This is a genomic window from Chromobacterium sp. W521 (genome assembly GCF_052805975.1).
In genome coordinates, this window is sequence record NZ_JBRBAF010000015.1 from 1 (window position 1) to 16,889 (window position 16,889).

The 16,889-nt window shown below is 62.9% G+C and carries 18 protein-coding genes; 3 read left to right on the plus strand and 15 right to left on the minus strand.

Features of this window, described 5'->3' with window-relative positions:
* Positions 1 to 69: 69 nt before the first annotated feature.
* The 13 genes from ACUXV1_RS20115 to flgB all read right to left on the minus strand — a co-directional run bounded on the left by ACUXV1_RS20115 (position 70) and on the right by flgB (position 11,079).
* Positions 70 to 975 carry an ion channel gene (locus ACUXV1_RS20115; protein WP_446016318.1) on the minus strand — a complete coding sequence of 302 codons (906 nt, stop codon included), beginning with the start codon at positions 973 to 975 and terminating at the stop codon, positions 70 to 72.
* A 158-nt stretch (positions 976 to 1,133) separates the two neighbouring features.
* A complete protein-coding gene (locus ACUXV1_RS20120; RefSeq protein WP_446016319.1) occupies positions 1,134 to 2,171 on the minus strand; it encodes a hypothetical protein in 1,038 nt (345 codons plus the stop codon).
* An 11-nt stretch (positions 2,172 to 2,182) separates the two neighbouring features.
* The gene (gene flgL, locus ACUXV1_RS20125) at positions 2,183 to 3,091 is read right to left on the minus strand and encodes a flagellar hook-associated protein FlgL (protein ID WP_043594410.1); all 909 of its coding nucleotides are present in this window, start codon (positions 3,089 to 3,091) and stop codon (positions 2,183 to 2,185) included.
* A gap of 10 nt (positions 3,092 to 3,101) precedes the next feature.
* On the minus strand, positions 3,102 to 4,469 hold the full coding sequence (gene flgK / locus ACUXV1_RS20130; protein ID WP_043638888.1) for a flagellar hook-associated protein FlgK: 1,368 nt from the start codon (positions 4,467 to 4,469) through the stop codon (positions 3,102 to 3,104).
* An 8-nt stretch (positions 4,470 to 4,477) separates the two neighbouring features.
* Positions 4,478 to 4,924, minus strand: coding sequence for a flagellar biosynthesis protein FlgJ (locus tag ACUXV1_RS20135; protein WP_446016320.1), 447 nt, complete (start codon positions 4,922 to 4,924; stop codon positions 4,478 to 4,480).
* A complete protein-coding gene (locus tag ACUXV1_RS20140; protein WP_208854882.1) occupies positions 4,924 to 6,024 on the minus strand; it encodes a flagellar basal body P-ring protein FlgI in 1,101 nt (366 codons plus the stop codon). The genes ACUXV1_RS20135 and ACUXV1_RS20140 overlap by 1 nt, the downstream gene beginning before the upstream one ends.
* Positions 6,025 to 6,143: 119 nt before the next feature.
* Positions 6,144 to 6,794: a flagellar basal body L-ring protein FlgH gene (gene flgH / locus ACUXV1_RS20145; protein ID WP_043638891.1), complete on the minus strand. Its 651-nt coding sequence runs from the start codon at positions 6,792 to 6,794 to the stop codon at positions 6,144 to 6,146.
* Entirely contained in the window at positions 6,791 to 7,579 is a 789-nt protein-coding gene (gene flgG, locus ACUXV1_RS20150) for a flagellar basal-body rod protein FlgG (protein ID WP_114154377.1), read from the minus strand. Before flgG ends, flgH begins: the two co-directional genes overlap by 4 nt.
* A gap of 64 nt (positions 7,580 to 7,643) precedes the next feature.
* Positions 7,644 to 8,375, minus strand: coding sequence for a flagellar basal body rod protein FlgF (locus tag ACUXV1_RS20155; RefSeq protein WP_203390130.1), 732 nt, complete (start codon positions 8,373 to 8,375; stop codon positions 7,644 to 7,646).
* 16 nt (positions 8,376 to 8,391) lie between these two features.
* A complete protein-coding gene (locus tag ACUXV1_RS20160; RefSeq protein WP_043638901.1) occupies positions 8,392 to 9,570 on the minus strand; it encodes a flagellar hook protein FlgE in 1,179 nt (392 codons plus the stop codon).
* 37 nt (positions 9,571 to 9,607) lie between these two features.
* A complete protein-coding gene (locus ACUXV1_RS20165) occupies positions 9,608 to 10,294 on the minus strand; it encodes a flagellar hook capping FlgD N-terminal domain-containing protein (RefSeq protein WP_114154373.1) in 687 nt (228 codons plus the stop codon).
* Positions 10,291 to 10,716 carry a flagellar basal body rod protein FlgC gene (gene flgC, locus ACUXV1_RS20170; RefSeq protein WP_081556780.1) on the minus strand — a complete coding sequence of 142 codons (426 nt, stop codon included), beginning with the start codon at positions 10,714 to 10,716 and terminating at the stop codon, positions 10,291 to 10,293. Before flgC ends, ACUXV1_RS20165 begins: the two co-directional genes overlap by 4 nt.
* A 3-nt stretch (positions 10,717 to 10,719) precedes the next feature.
* Positions 10,720 to 11,079: a flagellar basal body rod protein FlgB gene (gene flgB / locus ACUXV1_RS20175; protein ID WP_039755772.1), complete on the minus strand. Its 360-nt coding sequence runs from the start codon at positions 11,077 to 11,079 to the stop codon at positions 10,720 to 10,722.
* A 135-nt stretch (positions 11,080 to 11,214) separates the two neighbouring features.
* Here flgB and flgA point away from each other — a divergent pair, with 135 nt between their 5' ends.
* Positions 11,215 to 11,931 (plus strand): flagellar basal body P-ring formation chaperone FlgA, encoded by a 717-nt coding sequence (gene flgA / locus ACUXV1_RS20180; RefSeq protein ID WP_194426118.1) that lies wholly within the window; start codon positions 11,215 to 11,217, stop codon positions 11,929 to 11,931.
* 61 nt (positions 11,932 to 11,992) lie between these two features.
* Here the strand turns inward: flgA and ACUXV1_RS20185 are convergent, their stop codons facing one another.
* Positions 11,993 to 12,697 carry a glutathione S-transferase N-terminal domain-containing protein gene (locus ACUXV1_RS20185; RefSeq protein ID WP_446016321.1) on the minus strand — a complete coding sequence of 235 codons (705 nt, stop codon included), beginning with the start codon at positions 12,695 to 12,697 and terminating at the stop codon, positions 11,993 to 11,995.
* A gap of 270 nt (positions 12,698 to 12,967) precedes the next feature.
* On the opposite strand from ACUXV1_RS20185, the gene ACUXV1_RS20190 reads away from it, so the two are divergent.
* Together ACUXV1_RS20190 and ACUXV1_RS20195 are read left to right on the plus strand one after the other, a co-directional pair.
* The gene (locus ACUXV1_RS20190; RefSeq protein WP_043639012.1) at positions 12,968 to 14,296 is read left to right on the plus strand and encodes a methyl-accepting chemotaxis protein; all 1,329 of its coding nucleotides are present in this window, start codon (positions 12,968 to 12,970) and stop codon (positions 14,294 to 14,296) included.
* 84 nt (positions 14,297 to 14,380) lie between these two features.
* A complete protein-coding gene (locus ACUXV1_RS20195) occupies positions 14,381 to 15,580 on the plus strand; it encodes an NnrS family protein (protein ID WP_446016322.1) in 1,200 nt (399 codons plus the stop codon).
* A 9-nt stretch (positions 15,581 to 15,589) separates the two neighbouring features.
* Here ACUXV1_RS20195 and ACUXV1_RS20200 read toward each other — a convergent pair whose 3' ends face one another.
* Entirely contained in the window at positions 15,590 to 16,795 is a 1,206-nt protein-coding gene (locus ACUXV1_RS20200) for an EAL domain-containing response regulator (RefSeq protein WP_446016323.1), read from the minus strand.
* Between the last annotated feature and the right edge of the window lie 94 nt (positions 16,796 to 16,889).

A 16,889-nucleotide genomic window follows, 5' to 3' on the forward strand; every position in this document is an offset into this window, starting at 1 on the left:
CGACACAAAAAACCACCAATTTCGACTAAGTCATTGAATCTCAATAACACCGCCAATAACTGCAAGCACTCAGCCTGAGCCAAACCGGTCGGAACCCGGCGGCAGCGGCCTCACTTCCTGCAGCTTCTGGTAGTCAACATGATCGTTTTCTTCCGCGTCGGTATAGATCAGATCGGCGAAAGCATGGTTCCAGCGGATGTCCTGATGCGAAAAGGTATGGCGCGCCACCATCGGTTGCACGGTAGTTTCGTCAATCCCGTTTATGGACAGAATCAGCTGCGCGCGAACAGCCGCCAACGATTCGGCGTCGCACCCATATAAGGGGCTCCCCTCCTCCAGCTTGTGCACCAACGTCCAGCCGAGCACGAACATAGGATGCTCGTCTCGCACCAGCTCCAAGTCATGAAGCTTGCGGAAGCTCACGCCTTCTGCGCTGACTTCATGCTGCAACAAGCGCAAGCGGGCGCTGGCGTCGATGATCACATTATTTCTGGCATTGGCCGCGCGCAGCATCAGCGCGGGTTTGCCGTCCAACAAGCGCACAACTGGACTATGGGTAAAAACGATACGCGCCCTGGGCCGCGAAAAGCGGGCGAAGGTGACGCCGGTGATCAGCGCGATGCTCATCATGCCAATGAAGATTTCCAGCATCGAAACCCAGTGGGCATACAGGCTTTGCGGATGCATATCGCCATAGCCCACAGTGGCCAGCGTTTCGACGCTAAAGAAGAAGGCGCCAAGAAAACCCGGCGGATATTGATTAGCGATGCCGCCCGCCTTCGCCTGGTAGAGGCCGGCGAACAATAGATTCAGCGCGATGAAAGCAGCGGCGATGAAAAGATAGAAGCGCGGCCAGCTGATGGTCATGCAGAAATGGTAGAGGTCTTGCAGGGAGTGGCGGGGCACGCTGTGAAGATAGACGCTGCGCCCCCCTACCTCTACGCGCCGAGCCGGCTTGTTACCGCGGGAAGTCATGAATGGCCAACCCGTTCTTGAGGTGGGAATGGCTGATTGTGTGAAGATCGCGAACCGGAGTCAATGCCCCCGGCAATCGTCGGCGCCCTTGGAACGCGCGCTGTCCGCCGGGCATCGCTTCTATATATTGCCAAGCGCGGCGGACATGAAACGCTCCCCTAGCTCAGCGACAACAGGGACACCACCCGGTAGCGGCTGACGCCGATCAGGGCCGGCACCAACTCATAGAAGTTGCGATATCCATCCGGCTGATTCAGACGGGCGTTGAAGTCGGAAACGAACTGGCTAGCCCAGCTCTGTTCATTCATATGCGACAACTGCTCGATGGAGTGTTGCGCCTCTGCGATCGCGCCATTGATGGCCGCGCGGGTTTGCTGTAGTTGGCCGATGGAGCGCACCACGCTTTGCAAAGCCTGACGCACTTGGGCGTGATCGTTTACCTTCCAGCGCTCCGGCTGAAAAGCCTCGGCCTCGGGCTGTAGTTTAAGCCGCTGCGGAATGCCGCCGGGGAAACGAATGCCCCCGCCGCGCACGGTCATGCGCTCGCTGAGCGCCTCCCATTGCGATTCCGGCACACTGAACGCCAGTTGCCCATCTTCATTCAGCTCAGCGCGCACGCCGCTGGCGGCGAAACCGCGATTGAGGCGACGCAGAATATCTTCTTCGCCGGACGCTCCGCCCACTTGCACCGACGCCGGGGCTACACCGGACTCTCCGGTGGAGAACACCAGGGTTTCCGCTTGCCCGCCGGACAAGGCCGCCAGTTCCAAGCCTTTGACGGTGAAGCTCTGGCGCGCGTCGGCGGCCAGATGGAAGCGCAACTGTCCGTCCAGGCTGCCGCCGCTAACGGTCTGGCGCTTGCGCCACTGTTCGTTGAGTTGCTCCAACTGGCGCTGCAAATCGCCTTGATTCAGCTGGCGCTGAGTCAGTTCGCGGCTGAGCCCGGACTTAACGCCTTCCAGCTGATCGATCAGACCATCGACAAAGGACAATGCCTGCTGCGCCGAGGTCAGTTGCTCGTTGAGCTGAGCGCTATAGCGCCAACCCGAGGCCGGCGCGCCGCGCACTTGCGCGGCCGGTTGCGCCTGCGACGCGGGCGCGCGTTCAATCACGCTGGCGGCGGCAACCGCGCCGGCGTCCTTGCCCCAGCGTTTGCCGCTTTGTTTGACGTTGACGGAGGAAATCGGGGTGTTCATGCCGCTCTCGATCAAATCACGTCAAACAAAGACAACTGGCTGACGCGGCCATAGGCTTTTTGGCTGGCTTGCAGCGCCATGGTGTAGCCGTTCATTTGAATGAAAGCGTCGGCGTAATCCAGGCTGCCCAACTTGGTCATGGTCTGTTTATTGGACAGGCTGACGTTATCGTGATTGAGCGCCAGCGTTTTCATGATGTTCTGCGTGCCGCCCAGTTGGGCGATCTTGCTGGAGATGCCTTCCAGCGCCTTGTCGCTGGCGTTCATCGCGCTGCGGATGTCAGCGGCGACGGTTGGATCCTTATTGTCCAGCGCGGGGTCTTCCAGCCGGCTTATGGTTTTGTCCAGCTGATTGAGGATGTCCGCCATGTTTTCCAGGGTGACGTTAGAGGCTTGGGTAATGCCGTCGCCCACCACCACTTGCTGCTTATCCGTGTTGCCGGTAAAGCTGTAGCGGCTGCCCGCCGGCTTAGTCTCGTCGTAAGCGAGGGCCGCCACAGCCGGCTTGGAGCCGGAGAACATGTAGCGGCCTTCGGCATCCTTGGTATTGGCCGAGTAGAACAGACTTTCGCGCAGGCTGCGCAGCGGCGTCGCCATCGCCTTGAGATCGTCCTCCGGCGGGTTGTTGGCGGCCGCGGTCAGCAGGTCCTTGGCGTCGCGGATGTCCAGGCTGATGCTATCCAGGATGGATTCGTTCTTGGACAGCGCGGAGCTGAGCGCGCCGATGTTTTGCTGATACTGGTCCAGCGCGGCTTCTTCACGCTGCAAGCGCAACAGGCGCACGCTGGCGATGGGGTCGTCCGACGGGGCCAGCAGCCGATCGCCGCTGGACATGCGCTGCAGCAACTCGGCCAGCGCGGAGTTGCTGGTCTGCATCGCCAATTGCATGGTGGACAGGTATTGATTGCTGGAAACGCGCATGCTGTCTTCCTTACAAGATGGACAAGGTGCTTTCGAACAGCTGGTTCGCCACGCTGATCACCTTCATATTGGCCTGGTACATTTTCTGGAACTCCAGCAGGTTCATCGCCTCTTCATCGCGATTGACGCCGCTGGTATTGTGCCAACTCTTTTCCGCTTCGGCGCGGATCACCTTGGCGCTTTCCAGACCGGATTTGTTCTGTTTGCTGCTAACCGCCAACTTGCCCACCATTTGCGAGTAAGCGTCGCCAATGGTGACGGCGCCGACGCCGGGCATGGTGATCTTTTGCTGTTGCAGTCCGATCACCGCCAGCAGGTTGCTATTGTCGCCGGGCTTGGCCGGATCGCCGGAGAAGCCCAATTCAACGGAGGTGATGCCGCTGGTTTTCAAAATGCCGTTGACGCCGGAAGCGTCGTAGACGAACAGCGGCTTACCCGGTTGGCCGTTGCTGTCGTAGCCCAGCGCCAACTGGTCGTTGATGCGCTGAGCCACTTCGCTGGCCAGGGTTTTCACCTGGGCGCGCATCGGGCGCACCGTCTGCAGCTCGTATTGATTCAGCCCGCCCAGCTGGCCGCCGAGGCCGTCGCCGGCCAGGGTGTATTTGTCCTTGGCGAAGTTCAGCGTCAGCACTTGGCTGCCGTCCGGCTGGCTAGTATTGCTCAACGTGGCCGCCTGGGTGTCCGCCACCAGCGGCAGGCCGCTCTTCAGGCTGACGTTTTTGCTGCCGTCCGGCTGCGACACCACCCGCACTTCCACCAGGGTGGACAACGCATCGATCTGACGGTCGCGCTCATCCTCCAAGCCGGAGGTATTGGTGCCGACAGCCTTGCCGGCCGCGATCTTGGCGTTGAGATCGGCGATATTGGACGTTGAACTGTTGATCTGCGTGACCGTGGCGGAGCGTTGCTCGGCGATGGCGGCCAGTTGCGAGCCGAACACTTTATCCAGATTGTTGAAACGCTGAGCCAAGGCTTCGGCGCTTCGGATCACCGGGTCGCGCATCGCGTCGCCTGACAGGCTGGCGGCGCTGAGCGCCTGAAAAAACTGATCAAAGCCGGCGGACAGGCTGCTGCCGTCGCGGCCCATCACCTGCTCCAACTGGCCGAAGTAAGGATTCTGCGCCACCAGCTCGCCCTGATTGGAAGCCGCCTGCCAAAGTTGCAGGTTCTTGAAATCGTCGTTGAAGCGGCGCACCGCGTTGACCACCACGCCGGAGCCGGCGCTGTATGGGTCGCCGCTGCCGGGCATCAGCGCGGTCAAGACCACGCCCTGACGCGAGTAGCCCGGGGTCATCTGGTTGGCGATGTTCTGGCTGACGGCGTTCAGCGCGGCCTGGGAGGCGACGGCGCCGGTCAGCGCGTTGTCTATCATGCGCATGGCGGTTCTTACCTTTTATTCAGCGGCAGCAGGGGCGGAGCGAAAGCGGCCAGGCCCTGCGCGTCCGGCAGCGGGCCGGGGATCTGTTTATCGCTTGCGACCGGCGCGCCGCCGTTCTTAAGGTGAATATTGCCACCCTGCTCCGGCAGCAGTTGCCGCAGGATGGCGTTGGCCACGCCGAACACTCGCTGTTTGGCCAACTGGTCCGCCACCGCGCCGTCGGCGAAATCCATCATGTCGCCGTTGATGGAGTTGGCGAAGATGCTGTCTTCGCCGGCGATCTCGCGCGTGGTTTTGCGGATCTGCTTGAACATCTCGCGGACAAACTGGGCCTCGAATTGCTCCGCCGCGGCGCCGGCCTTGCGACGATATTCCGGCGAGGCCGGCTGCACCGCCGGCTCGTCCTTGGCGTCGGCCGGCATCGCCAGCGCGACTTGTATATTGTTGCTTTCCATCAGATCACCACCAGTTCGCCGTCGATTGCGCCGGCCTGATCCAGCGCTTGCAGTATCGCCATGATGTCGTCCGGCGTGGCGCCGGTGCTGTTCACGGTGTCGATGATGGCACGCAGGCTGGCGCCGGCCGGCCACTGGAACATGCGGCCGGAGCCTTGATCCACGTTGACGGTGGAGTTGGGCACGGTCGTGGTCTGGCCGTTGCTGAACGGTCCGGGCTGGCTGACGCTGGGGCTTTCCGAGATCACCACGCGCAGGCTGCCGTGGGACACCGCCGCCGGACGCACGGTGACGCCCTGGCTGATCACCACGGTGCCGGTACGCGAGTTGAACACCACTCGCGGCACTTCGCTGCCCACGCCGACGTTCACTCGTTCCAGCCGCGCGACGAAGGCGACGCGCTCGGTGGGATCCAGCGGCGCGCGCACCTGGATGGTGGTGGCGTTGCGCGTGCTGGCCACCCGACCGAAGCTGGCGTTGATGGCCTTGACGATATTGGTGGCGGTTTCGAAATTAGGCCGGCGCAGGCTGAGACGCACGCTGTCGCCTTCTTCGAAATCGCTGGGAATTTCGCGTTCGATCGACGCGCCGTTGGGGACGCGGCCGGAGGTGGGCGTGTTGACGGTGACACTGGAACCGCTCTTGCCCTGAGCGGACACGCCGCCCACCACCACATTGCCCTGGGCCAAGGCGTAGATTTCACCGTTGGCCGCCTTCAGTTGGGTCAGCAGCAAGGTGCCGCCGCGCAGGCTCTTGGCGTCGCCTAGCGAGGATACGGTGACGTCTATGGTCTGGCCGCGCCCATAGCCCGGCGGCAGGCTGGCGCTAACCATCACCGCCGCCACGTTCTTGACCTTGGTATCGGTGCGTTCCGGCATTTTCAGGCCGAACTGCTTGAGCATATTGGCCACGGATTGGCCGGAGAATTTGACCTGGGAGTTGTCGCCGGTGCCGTCCAGACCCACCACGATGCCGTAGCCGATCAACTGGTTTTCGCGGATGCCCTCCACCGTCACCAGATTGCGCAAGGGCTGCGCCGTCGCCAGCGTCGCCGTCAGCAGCAGCGTCCATCCCATTATTTGCTTGATAAAACCGTGCATGATCCGCCCTGAATGATTCTGTGATTGCGCATGCTCGCCCCAAGGGCCGCATACGCGAACGGCGGACGCCTGTCAGCGCCCGCCTGTTGTCCCGCCCGGACTCCTCGCCGCCCCGCCGCTCAGAACGGCATCAGCGGGCTGGCGAAGAACTTCATCAACCAGCCGGGCTCGTTGGCGTCCGACAAGGCTCCGCGCCCGGAATAGCCGATGCGGGCGTTGGCGATGCGCAGCGAGGACACGCGGTTGTCGGTGTCTATGTCTTCCACCCGCACATAGCCGGCCAGACGCAGGAATTCCTCGCCCTGGTTCAGCACCAGCTGCTTTTCGCCCTTCACTTCCAGCAGACCGTTGCCCAGCACCTTGTGCACGACTACGGTCAGCGCGCCGGACAACATGTTCTGCTGAGTAGACGTGGAGGAGCCGTTGAAGTCGCGGCCAGCGTCCACGCCTACTTGCGCGCGGAAGGTGGTATTGCCCAGCAGCGACGGCGCGATGTTGGCGCCGGATTTCTTGCCGAAGCTGGTGCCGGCCTTCTTGCTGGCCTGAGTGGTTTCTTCCAGCACCACGGTCAGCACGTCGCCGGGACGGAAAGCCCGGCTGTCCGAAGTCAGCGATTGCGCGCCCGCCACGGTAAATACGCCACCGCCCTTGCCGCGCTGCGGCTGCTGCAGCAATTCCGGCAAGGCGAATTCCTGCGTGGTCCGCGGCGGGATCGGCTGCGCGCAGCCGGCCAACAGCAGCGCGAACAAGCTCAGGGCCAGCAGCTTCATCGGGCCGACTGCGCCAGGTACTGCATCATATTGTCGGCGGCGCTCAGCACCTTGGTGTTCATCTCGTAAGTGCGCTGCGCGGCGATCATGTCCACCATTTCCTCCACCACTTGGACGTTGGAGCCCTCCAGCGAACCCTGCTTGAGCTTGCCCAAGGAGCCGGAGCCCGGCGCGTCGGTGGTGGCTTCGCCGCTGGCCGCGGTTTTCTGGAACAGGTTATCTCCCAGCGCCAACAGGCCGGCCGGATTGACGAAGCTGGCCAGCTCGATCTGACCGGCGGTTTCCAGCGTGCTGCCGCTACCGCGGGTGTAGCTGACGGTGCCGGTTTCGCTGATGGTCACCGAGGAGGCGTCGGCCGGGATGGTGATGGACGGCTCCAGCGGCAGGCCCTGCGGGGTGACGATGGCGCCCTGGTCGTTGCGCTGCAGCTGGCCGGCGCGGGTGTAGCCGGTTTCGCCGTTGCTCATTTTCACTTGCAAAAAGCCCTGACCGACGATGGCCAGATCCAAGGACTGATTGGTTGTGGTCAGCGAGCCCGGGGTAAACACTTTTTGAGTGCCCACCAAGCGGGTGCCGTTACCCAGCTGCACGCCCAGCGGCGCGGTGTTGTCTTGGTCGGTCTTGCCGCCCGGCTGACGGTCCACTTGGTAGAACAGGTCTTCGAACACCATGCGGTCGCGCTTGAAGCCGACGGTGTTGACGTTGGCGAGGTTGTTGGCGATGGCGGTCAGACGCGCGTCCTGCGCCTGAATGCCGGTCTTGCTCACCCACATTGCTGGATTCATGTTTCGATTCCCCGATGGTTTGCCCCGTCGGCCTTGGCCGCGGCGCTGTTATTGGAATGCCGGATCAGGCGCGCACCAAGCGGTTGCCCGCCTCCACCATGTCGCTGGCGGAGTTGAACAAGCGCATCTGCATTTCAAAATTGCGGTTCAGCGTCATGGTGGCCACCATCTCCTCCACCGCGGACACATTGCTGCGCTCCAGATGCTCGCCCTGCACCTTGACGGTGTCGTCGGCGGCCAGCACGCCGCCCTGGCGGCTGACCACCAGGCCGCTGGCGTCCTTGGCGATGTCCTGCGGCAGCGGCTTGACCAGCTTGAGCTTGTCTATGGGCTGCATTTCGCTTTCGCCGGCGGCCAGTACCGAGATCACGCCATCGCTGCCTATGTGCAGCTTGACGTAGTCCGGCGGCAAGGTAATCTGCCCGCCGTCGCCCAGCACCGGATGGCCGTTGACGCTCAACTTGCCGTCCACATCCGCCACCATGGCGCCGGCGCGGGTGTAGGCCTCGTTGCCGTCCGGCCCCTGCACGGCGAAGAAACCGTCGCCCTTCACCGCCACGTCCAGATCGCGCCCCGTCTCCACCACCGCGCCGCTGCGCACATCCACCGCGTTGGCGCCGTTCTGGCTCAGGTGACGGGCATCGTAGCCGTAGCCGGGCACGGTCTGACTGGTGCTGACGCCGATGTCGGCGCGGAAACCGCCGGTTTCGGCGTTGGCGATATTGTTGGCGTGAATCTGCTGCGCCTTGAGCATGCGGTCGGCGCCGCTCATCGCGGTGTAGATCAGTGCGTCCATTTACTCTTGCTCCGCCTTACACCGCCTGCATCAGCGCCTGGATGGTCTGGTTTTCGGTGGAAATCACCTTGGTGTTGGCCTGATAGTTGCGCTGCGCGGTCATCAGATCCACCAGTTCGGAGGTCATGTCCACATTGGACTGCTCCAGGGTGAAAGCCAGCAAATTGCCGGACAGGCCTGCGCCCGGGCGCGAGTAGACCGCGGTGCCGGAGCCGGCGGTTTCCACCCAGCTGGTCTGCGAGGTGGCTTGCAGCGCGGATTCGTTAGGGAAGTTGGCGATGGCCAAGGTGCCCACCACCTGCTTCTGGCCGTTGCTGTAAGCCGCCACCACGTCGCCGTTGTCGTTCAGGCTGGTGCCAGTCATCGAGCCGGACGCGTAGCCGTTGCTGGCGTTCAGGGTCTGGCTGCTTTCGCCGGCAAACTGGGTGGTGCCGGTGTAATCCAGGTTCACCGCCAGCGGGGAGGCGCCGGGAGGCGTCCCCAGGTCCAGCGCCACCGGCGCGGTGGGGCTGGTCAGCTTGCCGTCGGTGTCGAATGTGAGCGTTGCGGTGGTGGGCTGATCCTTGCCGTCCAGCGTGTAGTGTACGGTGATGGTGTTCGGTCCGGTCTTGCAGAAGTACTGGGTCAGGTTGAGCTTGTTGCCCAGGGAATCGTAAACCGTGGACACCGCCGAGCTGTTGAAGGTGTTCTGCGACTTGTCGAACGGCACGGTCTGCACACTCCAACCGGCCGACATATTGCCGACGTATTGCAGCTTGTCGCTGGCCTTGGCCGGGATGTTGCCGTTGGGGATCTTGATGTCCCCAAAGGCGCCCAGCGCATTGCCGTCGGCCTTGCCGTAGCCCTGTACGCGACGGTTGAATCCGTCCACCAGGTAGCCATCCTTGTCCGCGGTGAAGATGCCGACACGCGAATAAGCCATGCCGCCGTTCAGATCGCGGCTGACGAAGAAGCCGCGGCCGTCGATGGCGGCGTCCAACGGACGGCCGGTGCGCACGGTGTTGCCGTTGCGTGCCATGTTCTGACTGTGGCCGACCACTTCCACCCCCATTGGCTGCGCGCCGGCGTAGGCCGCGGAAAAACTGGTGCGGCTGGACTTGAAGCCGTAGGTGCCGGTGTTGGCGATGTTGTTACTGATATTGCCCAGTTGGTTGTTGACGGCGTTGATGCCGGACAAAGCAATGTCGAAACTCATGGTCGCTCCAAAGTTTTAGGTGTCTTGAATCGGCGCTTCAGGCCTGGGTCTTGCCCAGCAAACGAGTAATGGCGGAAGCGGGGAATTCGCCCAGGCCGGCCAGTGTCAGCGTAGGCTCGCCGCCGTTGATGGGCAGGCGCACGCCGGACACGGTAGCCTGCATTTCAAGCCCGGCCTTGGACTTGGACGCAGTGCGCACTTCCAGTTTGTAATCGCCTTCCACCAGGCCGTGCTTGCTTGGGTCCACGCTGAAATCGAACTCGCCTGCCGGACGCTTGCCCAGCTCGATCACGGTCTCCTTGCCCCCCGCATCGGTCAGCACCAGCGACACCTGCTGCTCTTCGCCGGACAGGGTCACGCGGCCGGACAAGGCGTCCTTGCCGCTCAGGTGCGCCTGATCGGCCTGCACCAGCACCTGGCGTCCCACTTGCGAGCCCAGCGACACGCCCTGCAGCTCGCGCAACATCAGCGCGTTGCCCTGCAATTGCTTGAGCATGTCGGCGGAGCTCTTCATCTGGCTCATCTGCGCCAGTTGGCTGACGAACTGCGAAGCGTCGGTGGGGTCCAGCGGGTTCTGGTTCTGGATCTGAGCCAGCAGCAGCTTCATGAACATATCGTCCATGCCGGGATTTTGTCCGGCGGCCGGCGCCACGCCCGGAGGATTGGCGCCGTTGGAGGCGGCGGACTGGTTCTGCTGTCCGTTTTGCGCGGCGTTCACGCTCATGCGTTGTCTCCCAGTTTCAGCAGGTCCTGCTGCATGCCCTTGACTCGGGCCAGCACTTCCACATTGGTCTGGAACGCGCGCGAGGCCGACAGCATGTCGGTCATCTCTTCCACCGCGTTCACATTGGAATAGAAAACATTGCCGTCGGCGTCGGCCAGCGGATTGCCCGGCTCGTGCGCCTTGCGCACCGGCTCCTGGTTCTGCACCACGTCCAACACCCCCACGCTGGCGCCTCGCCAGCCGTCGAAGCTGTCGCCGCCGCGGTACTGAGTGGCGAACACCGGCTTGCGGGAACGATAGGCGGCCTGCTCGCTGCCGGCGGCGGTGTCTGCGTTGGCCAGGTTGCTGGCCACCGTGTTGAGACGCACCGTCTGCGCCGTCATGGCGGAGCCGGCGATGCGGGAAATATCGCGAAAGGACATGGCTTACTGACCTGCTATCACTTTGGCCAGCCCGCGGAACTTCATGTTCAGGAAGGCGAGGCTGGTCTGGAATTCGGAAACGTTCTGCGCGAACTCGGCCTGCTCCACGCCCAATTCCACGGTATTGCCGTCACGCGCGGGATGGTTGGGCAGCCGGTATTGCAATTCACCGGACGGCGAATCCAGCGGAAACGCCGCGTCGTCCGCCGAAGCGGCCAAGGCTGTTTTGAAGTCGATGTCTCGCGCCTGATAGCCGGGCGTGTTCTCGTTGGCGATGTTGGACGCCAGAATGCGGGTGCGCTCCGCCCTCAACTGCAAGGCAGCAGGGTGGACGCTCAATGCCTTATCAAGGTGCAAACCCATTGCCTAGACCCATGCGGTTCTCTACCATGTTTAAACATCGGCTATCTAATTCACATTAAATGGCCGCTCGATTGAAAAGCGATACTAATAACCGCACCCTCTCGCGTATACGGGATAATTACCAAGTCATCTTTAATGGGAATTTTCACACCCTCTCGGCATCAAGCCGCGCCGCTATTGGCTGCGCTGCTCATTCTGACCAGCGTTCCGGCGCTGGCGACCCCCTATCCGGCCGCCGCCGCGGTGGAGCAGACCGCGCGCGCGCTGCTGCTGAAAAAACTGGAAAAAGCCGGCCTGGAAGCGGCTCGCGTCAACGTCAAAGCGCTGCCGCCGCGCGGCTTCAACGCCCCGCCCTGCCCCGAACCGGTGCGCGTCGCCGCGCTGGATGAACGCGCGCCCAGCCGCATGCGGCTGCAGGCGCGCTGCGACGCCGCCGGCTGGGACGCGGAATTCATCGTCCGCGCCGAGATCAGCGCCCGCGTGGCGGTGGCGGCGCGCGACATCCCGGCGCGCAGCCTGCTGGACGCCGGCGACATAGAATGGCAGGAGCGCCCGGTGCTGGACCCCGCCGACATGGTGGGCGCCAAGACCAAGCTGGAAGGCTTGAGCAACCGCACCGCGCTGCGCCAGGGCCAGCCGCTGCGGCTCAAGGCGCTGGAAGCCAGCCTGCTGGTCAAGCGCGGCGAGGAAGTGCGCATCGTGGCGCGCCATAGCGGCATCGAGGTAGTCGCCGCCGGCGAGGCGCTGGGCAACGGCCGCCAGGGCGAAATCATCCGCGTGCGCAACAGCGCCACCGGCAAGGTGATCCGCGCCCGCGCCAGCCAGCCGGGCGAGGTCAACCCGGTGGACTAAACACGCGAAAAGCCCCAAACAGGGGCTTTTTCTTGGGAGGGCGAACGCCCCTGGAAACGGCTTACGATCTTGCAGGAATCGTCAGCCCGCGCTGCACCGCCGGCCGCGCCAGGAAGGCGTCCAATACGCGCGTTACCTGCGGGAAGTCCGCAATCGACACCAGTTCGCCGGCCTCGTAAAAACCAATCAGATTGCGCACCCAGGGGAAGATGGCGATGTCGGCGATGCCGTACTCCTCGCCCATCACCCACTGGCGGCCGCTCAAGCGTTGATCCAGCACCGCCAGCAGGCGGCGCGCCTCGTTCACGTAACGGTCGCGCGCACGTTTGTCTTCGTAATCCTTGCCGGCGAACTTATGGAAGAAGCCCACCTGTCCAAACATCGGACCAATCCCGCCCATCTGGAACATCAGCCACTGTATGGTCTCGTAGCGCGCGGCGGGATCGGATGGCAACAGCCGGCCGCTCTTCTCCGCCAGATACAGCAGGATGGCGCCGGATTCGAACAAGGCTAGCGGCTTTCCGCCCGGGCCGGCCGGATCGAGAATGGCGGGAATCTTGTTATTGGGGTTCAGCGACAGGAATTCCGGCGACAACTGATCGTTGCTGTCGAAGCTGACCAGATGCGCCTCGTAAGGCAGGCCGGTTTCTTCCAGCATGATGGACGCCTTGACTCCGTTGGGCGTGGGCAGCGAATACAGTTGGATACGGTCCGGATATTGCGCCGGCCATTTTCGGGTAATGGGAAAGGCGGATAAATCACTCATACGCGCTCCGTGAGTTGGCGGGTGGCTTGCGCGCCCATGATAAGCCCGGTTTTTGCATTTGTCTTAAATCAGCCATTAATCAATGGCGAGACCTTGTTGACGCCACGGCTGGATACACCGTTCATCCGTGTCCATGGCTAACGCCGCCCAGCGATAAAACATTCATGCAAAAATAAATTTCTCTTCCAAATGATATGGAATGTATTAGTTTGAAATGAGCTTGGCGTGCTCCACTGGCACTCCTGGATGGCAATTACTATGGAGGCAGCCATGCCCTTTTTTTCTGGAAAACTCAAGGAGCAGCTCAACGAGCTGACCGGCCAGCTGGACGACCTGCGCGGCATGCTGTCCGCCATCGACCGTTCGATGGCGATGATACAGTTCACTCCCGACGGCATCGTCACCAACGTCAACGAGAACTTCCTGCGCACCATGGCTTACCAGCGCGAGGAAGTCATCGGCAAGCACCATCGGATATTCTGCGACAAGAACTACGTATCCAGTCCCGCTTACGCCGAGTTCTGGCAAAAACTGAAGCGCGGCGAACCGGTCAACGGCCGCTTCAGCCGCTTTGCGAAGAACGGCGAGGAAATCTGGCTGGAAGCCAGCTACACACCGATACTATCCAGCGACGGCCAGGTCTGCGGCGTGGTCAAGGTGGCGTCCGATATCTCCGAACAAGTGCACAGAGAGCAGAACGATCAGGCCATCCGCCTGGCCATCAGCCGCTCCATGGCTCAGATCGAGTTTGATCTGGACGGCAACATCCAGGACGCCAACGAGAATTTCCTCAACACCTTCGGTTATACGCTGGCTGAAATCCGCGGCAGGCACCACCGCATGCTCTGCGACGCCGACTACGCCGCCAGCCCCGACTACGCGGAGTTCTGGCGCCAGCTGCGCCAGGGCAAGTTTTTCCAGGGCCAGTTCAAGCGCCTGAGCAAAAACGGGCAAACCATCTGGCTGGAGGCGACTTACAACCCGGTATACGACCTTAACGGCAAGCCGGTGCGGGTGGTCAAGTTCGCCCAGGACATCACCCGTCGGGTACAGCAGTTGCAGGCCCAGGCGGAAAACGCTCAATCGGCGGTGGAAGTCTCGGTCAACACTGAACAACTATCGGTCAAGGGCAGCGCGGTGCTGGAGCAGGCCGCCACCGAAATCACCAAAGTGGCGTCCAGCGTGGAAAGCTCCTCCATCATCATCACCAAGCTGGGCGACAGCTCCGGTCAGATCGGCACCATCATCAGCACCATCAGCGAGATCGCCGACCAAACCAATCTCTTGGCCTTGAACGCGGCGATCGAGGCGGCGCGCGCCGGCGAGATGGGCCGCGGCTTCGCCGTGGTGGCCGATGAGGTGCGCAAGCTGGCCGAGCGCACCAGCCAATCCACCGGCGAGATATCCGGCATCGTGCGCAGCATCCAGGAGGACTCCAAGTCCGCCATTTCCTCCATGCAACAGGTGCGCGGCCTGGCCGACACCAGCCTGCAGTTGTCCGAACAGGCGCGCGATTCCATCGCCGAGATCCGAGCCGGCGCCAAGGAAGTGGTGCAAGTGGTGCGCGATGTATCGGAGCTGCTGCAGCAGCGGGCTTGAGCCGGGAAAGCCTTGATCCAAATCATGTCCGCGCCGGCCCCGGCGCGGCGATACTGAGGCGCCCACACCTTTCCCGAGTTCGCGATGAAACACCCCCGCCCCGCGGCGATGCTGGTTCAGGCGCCGCATCGCGCCGCCTTCCTGCCCGGCATGCTGTTCGCCATCCTGCTGTTGGCCGCCTGGAGCGCCGAACTGGTCAGCCGCCTGCTCGGCGTCCACGCCGCGCTGGCGGTGCCCTCTTCGCTTGCCCACGGCTTCCTGATGCTGTTCGGTTTCTTCCCGCTGTTCATGACGGGTTTTCTATTCACCGCCGGCCCGCGCTGGCTGGGCGTGGAACCGCCCGGCCGCATCGTCTTCGTCGGCGTGCCGGCGCTGATGGTCGGCGGGCTGCTGTTGTGGTTGGCCGGACTGTGGCGGGGCATGGCCTGGACGCTGACCGGGCACGCCTTGTACACACTGGGCTTCAGCGGCCTGGCGCTGACTTTCGCTTGCCTGCTGCTGGCCAGCCCGCAGCAGGACCGCCGCCACGCCTGCGCGGTGCTGGCCGCCCTGCTCTGCGGCACCCTGGCGTTGCTGGCCGGCGCTTACTGGCTGATCTTTCAGGATGGTCAGGCCTGGCTGTGGATGCGCAATCTGGCCTTGTGGGGTTTTCTGTTGCCCGTGTTCCTCACCGTCTGCCACCGCATGCTGCCCTTCTTCTCCGCCAACGCGTTGCCGCAGTATCAGCCCTGGCGGCCGGGCTGGCTGCTAGCCGCCATGCTGGCCGGCTCCCTGGGCCATGGCCTGCTGGACGGTTTCGGCCTGCCCAGTTGGCCGCTGGACGCGGCGCTGGCCGTACTGTTCGCCTATGTCAGCTGGCGTTGGCGGCTGGCGGCCGCGCTGCGGGTGCGGCTGCTGGGCATGTTGCATCTGGCTTTCGCCTGGCTGCCTATCGCTTTCGGCCTGTACGCGCTCAACGGCTGGCTGGCTTCCCCGCGCCTGGCGCTGGCGGCGCTGCACGCCGTCACCGTCGGCTTCTTCCTGACCATGGTGATCGCCTTTGTGTCGCGAGTGACGCTGGGCCACTCCGGCCAGCCTTTGCAAGCCGGCCCCGGCTTGTGGCGGCTCTACCTGGCCGCGCACTGGTTGGCGCTGACCCGGGTAGCCACTGAAATGCTGCCCGGCGTCTGGTCCGGCTGGCTGTACGGCGCGGCGGCCATGGGCTGGCTGTTGACGCTGGCGGCCTGGGGCCGCGCTTTCATGCCCAGCTACTGGCGGCGGCGAGCCGATGGCAAACCGGGTTGATCCTCTGAACTAACCTTGTCCGCGTCGACGCAAATACTCGGGCACTTCGTCTGCCGGCATCGGCCAGCCCAGCAGATAGCCCTGTACGTAATCCACCCCCAAGCGCAGCATCAATCGCAAATCCGTCTCATCGCCAATGCCTTCCGCCACAACTTGGATATTGCGGTCCTTGGCCAGCCGGATGGTGGATTCAAGGATTTCTCTCGCCACGCTGTCGCCGGCAGCGCCGGCCACCAGCGCGCGGTCTATCTTGATCGTGCTGACCGGCAGCTCGCGCAGATATTCCAAACCGTTGTAACCGCAGCCCACATCGTCCAAGGAAACGCGAAAACCGGCCATGCGCAGCCGTATCACGTTTTCCAGCGCCTGATAGATGTTTTTGAGCCGCTGGGTTTCAGTCAGCTCCAGCGTCAACAAGGCCGGGGCCATGCCCAATTCTTCCGCCGCATCGGCCAGGCTGGACGGTAGTTCAGGGTTACAGAACTGGCTGGCGGTGAGGTTGATCGAGACCCTCAAACCGGACAAGGCCATTTGCCCGCTCCAACGACGATAATCTTCCGCCGCCAAGCGGAAGATAGCGAAAAACAAGTCCTCGTCCAGGCCATAATGCTCCAGACCGGGCAAAAACGCGGACGGTTCCAGCAAGCCCAACTCGGGATGATGCCAGCGCGCCAACGCCTCCACCCCCATCACTCTCAACAAACCCGGGTCCGCCTGCGGCTGATACCAGGGCAGGATTTCTCCACGCCGCAGCGCCCGCTCCAGCTCCTGCCGGTCAAACCTCGGCGTAACACCGTCCCATGCAGGCTTCCGCGCCACCGTCTGCCACAACTTGCATAATTGCTCCATGGACAAAGGGGTGTTCAAGCTGCCTATCACCGGCAGATTGTGAAACGCCGCCACGCGATAAGCGCCCATCAGCATGTCCTTGGACAGCGAGCTGTTGAACACGATGGGCGGCACCGCTTGCAAGTCGGCCAGATGACGCAGCAGCAGGATGCCGTCCATTCCCGGCATGTTGAGGTCGCTGATCATCAAATCATAGCGATGCCGCTTGAGCTGTTCGAGCGCGCCGGCGCCGTCGCACGCCTCATCGATGCGCTCGATTCCCACATGGCGCAAAGCCTGGCTCAGGGCGCAGCGTTGCACGTCGTGATCGTCCACGATCAAGACCCGCATCGGCGCCGGGCCGGGTTTGGAGCTAATAGATTCCATGGCATGTTCTCTGTCCCAGTTGGAGCGCTATTCTCCTCAGCCGGCTCCAGCGAAAGAAATAGGAAGATGCTGAATCTGCCATGAAATTTTCAGA

Coding starts and splice junctions, on each gene's coding strand:
- ACUXV1_RS20155 (WP_203390130.1), bottom strand. CDS start 8,375: ATGGACGCACTGATCTACACCGCGATGAGCGGCGCCGACCGCATGCTC.
- ACUXV1_RS20190 (WP_043639012.1), top strand. CDS start 12,968: ATGCCCTTTTTTTCTGGAAAACTCAAGGAGCAGCTCAACGAGCTGACC.
- flgK (WP_043638888.1), bottom strand. CDS start 4,469: ATGCGCATGATAGACAACGCGCTGACCGGCGCCGTCGCCTCCCAGGCC.
- ACUXV1_RS20165 (WP_114154373.1), bottom strand. CDS start 10,294: ATGAGCGTGAACGCCGCGCAAAACGGACAGCAGAACCAGTCCGCCGCC.
- ACUXV1_RS20200 (WP_446016323.1), bottom strand. CDS start 16,795: ATGGAATCTATTAGCTCCAAACCCGGCCCGGCGCCGATGCGGGTCTTG.
- flgG (WP_114154377.1), bottom strand. CDS start 7,579: ATGAATCCAGCAATGTGGGTGAGCAAGACCGGCATTCAGGCGCAGGAC.
- flgC (WP_081556780.1), bottom strand. CDS start 10,716: ATGTCCTTTCGCGATATTTCCCGCATCGCCGGCTCCGCCATGACGGCG.
- flgH (WP_043638891.1), bottom strand. CDS start 6,794: ATGAAGCTGCTGGCCCTGAGCTTGTTCGCGCTGCTGTTGGCCGGCTGC.
- ACUXV1_RS20185 (WP_446016321.1), bottom strand. CDS start 12,697: ATGAGTGATTTATCCGCCTTTCCCATTACCCGAAAATGGCCGGCGCAA.
- ACUXV1_RS20115 (WP_446016318.1), bottom strand. CDS start 975: ATGACTTCCCGCGGTAACAAGCCGGCTCGGCGCGTAGAGGTAGGGGGG.
- ACUXV1_RS20140 (WP_208854882.1), bottom strand. CDS start 6,024: ATGCACGGTTTTATCAAGCAAATAATGGGATGGACGCTGCTGCTGACG.
- ACUXV1_RS20120 (WP_446016319.1), bottom strand. CDS start 2,171: ATGAACACCCCGATTTCCTCCGTCAACGTCAAACAAAGCGGCAAACGC.
- ACUXV1_RS20135 (WP_446016320.1), bottom strand. CDS start 4,924: ATGGAAAGCAACAATATACAAGTCGCGCTGGCGATGCCGGCCGACGCC.
- ACUXV1_RS20195 (WP_446016322.1), top strand. CDS start 14,381: ATGAAACACCCCCGCCCCGCGGCGATGCTGGTTCAGGCGCCGCATCGC.
- flgL (WP_043594410.1), bottom strand. CDS start 3,091: ATGCGCGTTTCCAGCAATCAATACCTGTCCACCATGCAATTGGCGATG.
- flgB (WP_039755772.1), bottom strand. CDS start 11,079: ATGGGTTTGCACCTTGATAAGGCATTGAGCGTCCACCCTGCTGCCTTG.
- flgA (WP_194426118.1), top strand. CDS start 11,215: ATGGGAATTTTCACACCCTCTCGGCATCAAGCCGCGCCGCTATTGGCT.
- ACUXV1_RS20160 (WP_043638901.1), bottom strand. CDS start 9,570: ATGAGTTTCGACATTGCTTTGTCCGGCATCAACGCCGTCAACAACCAA.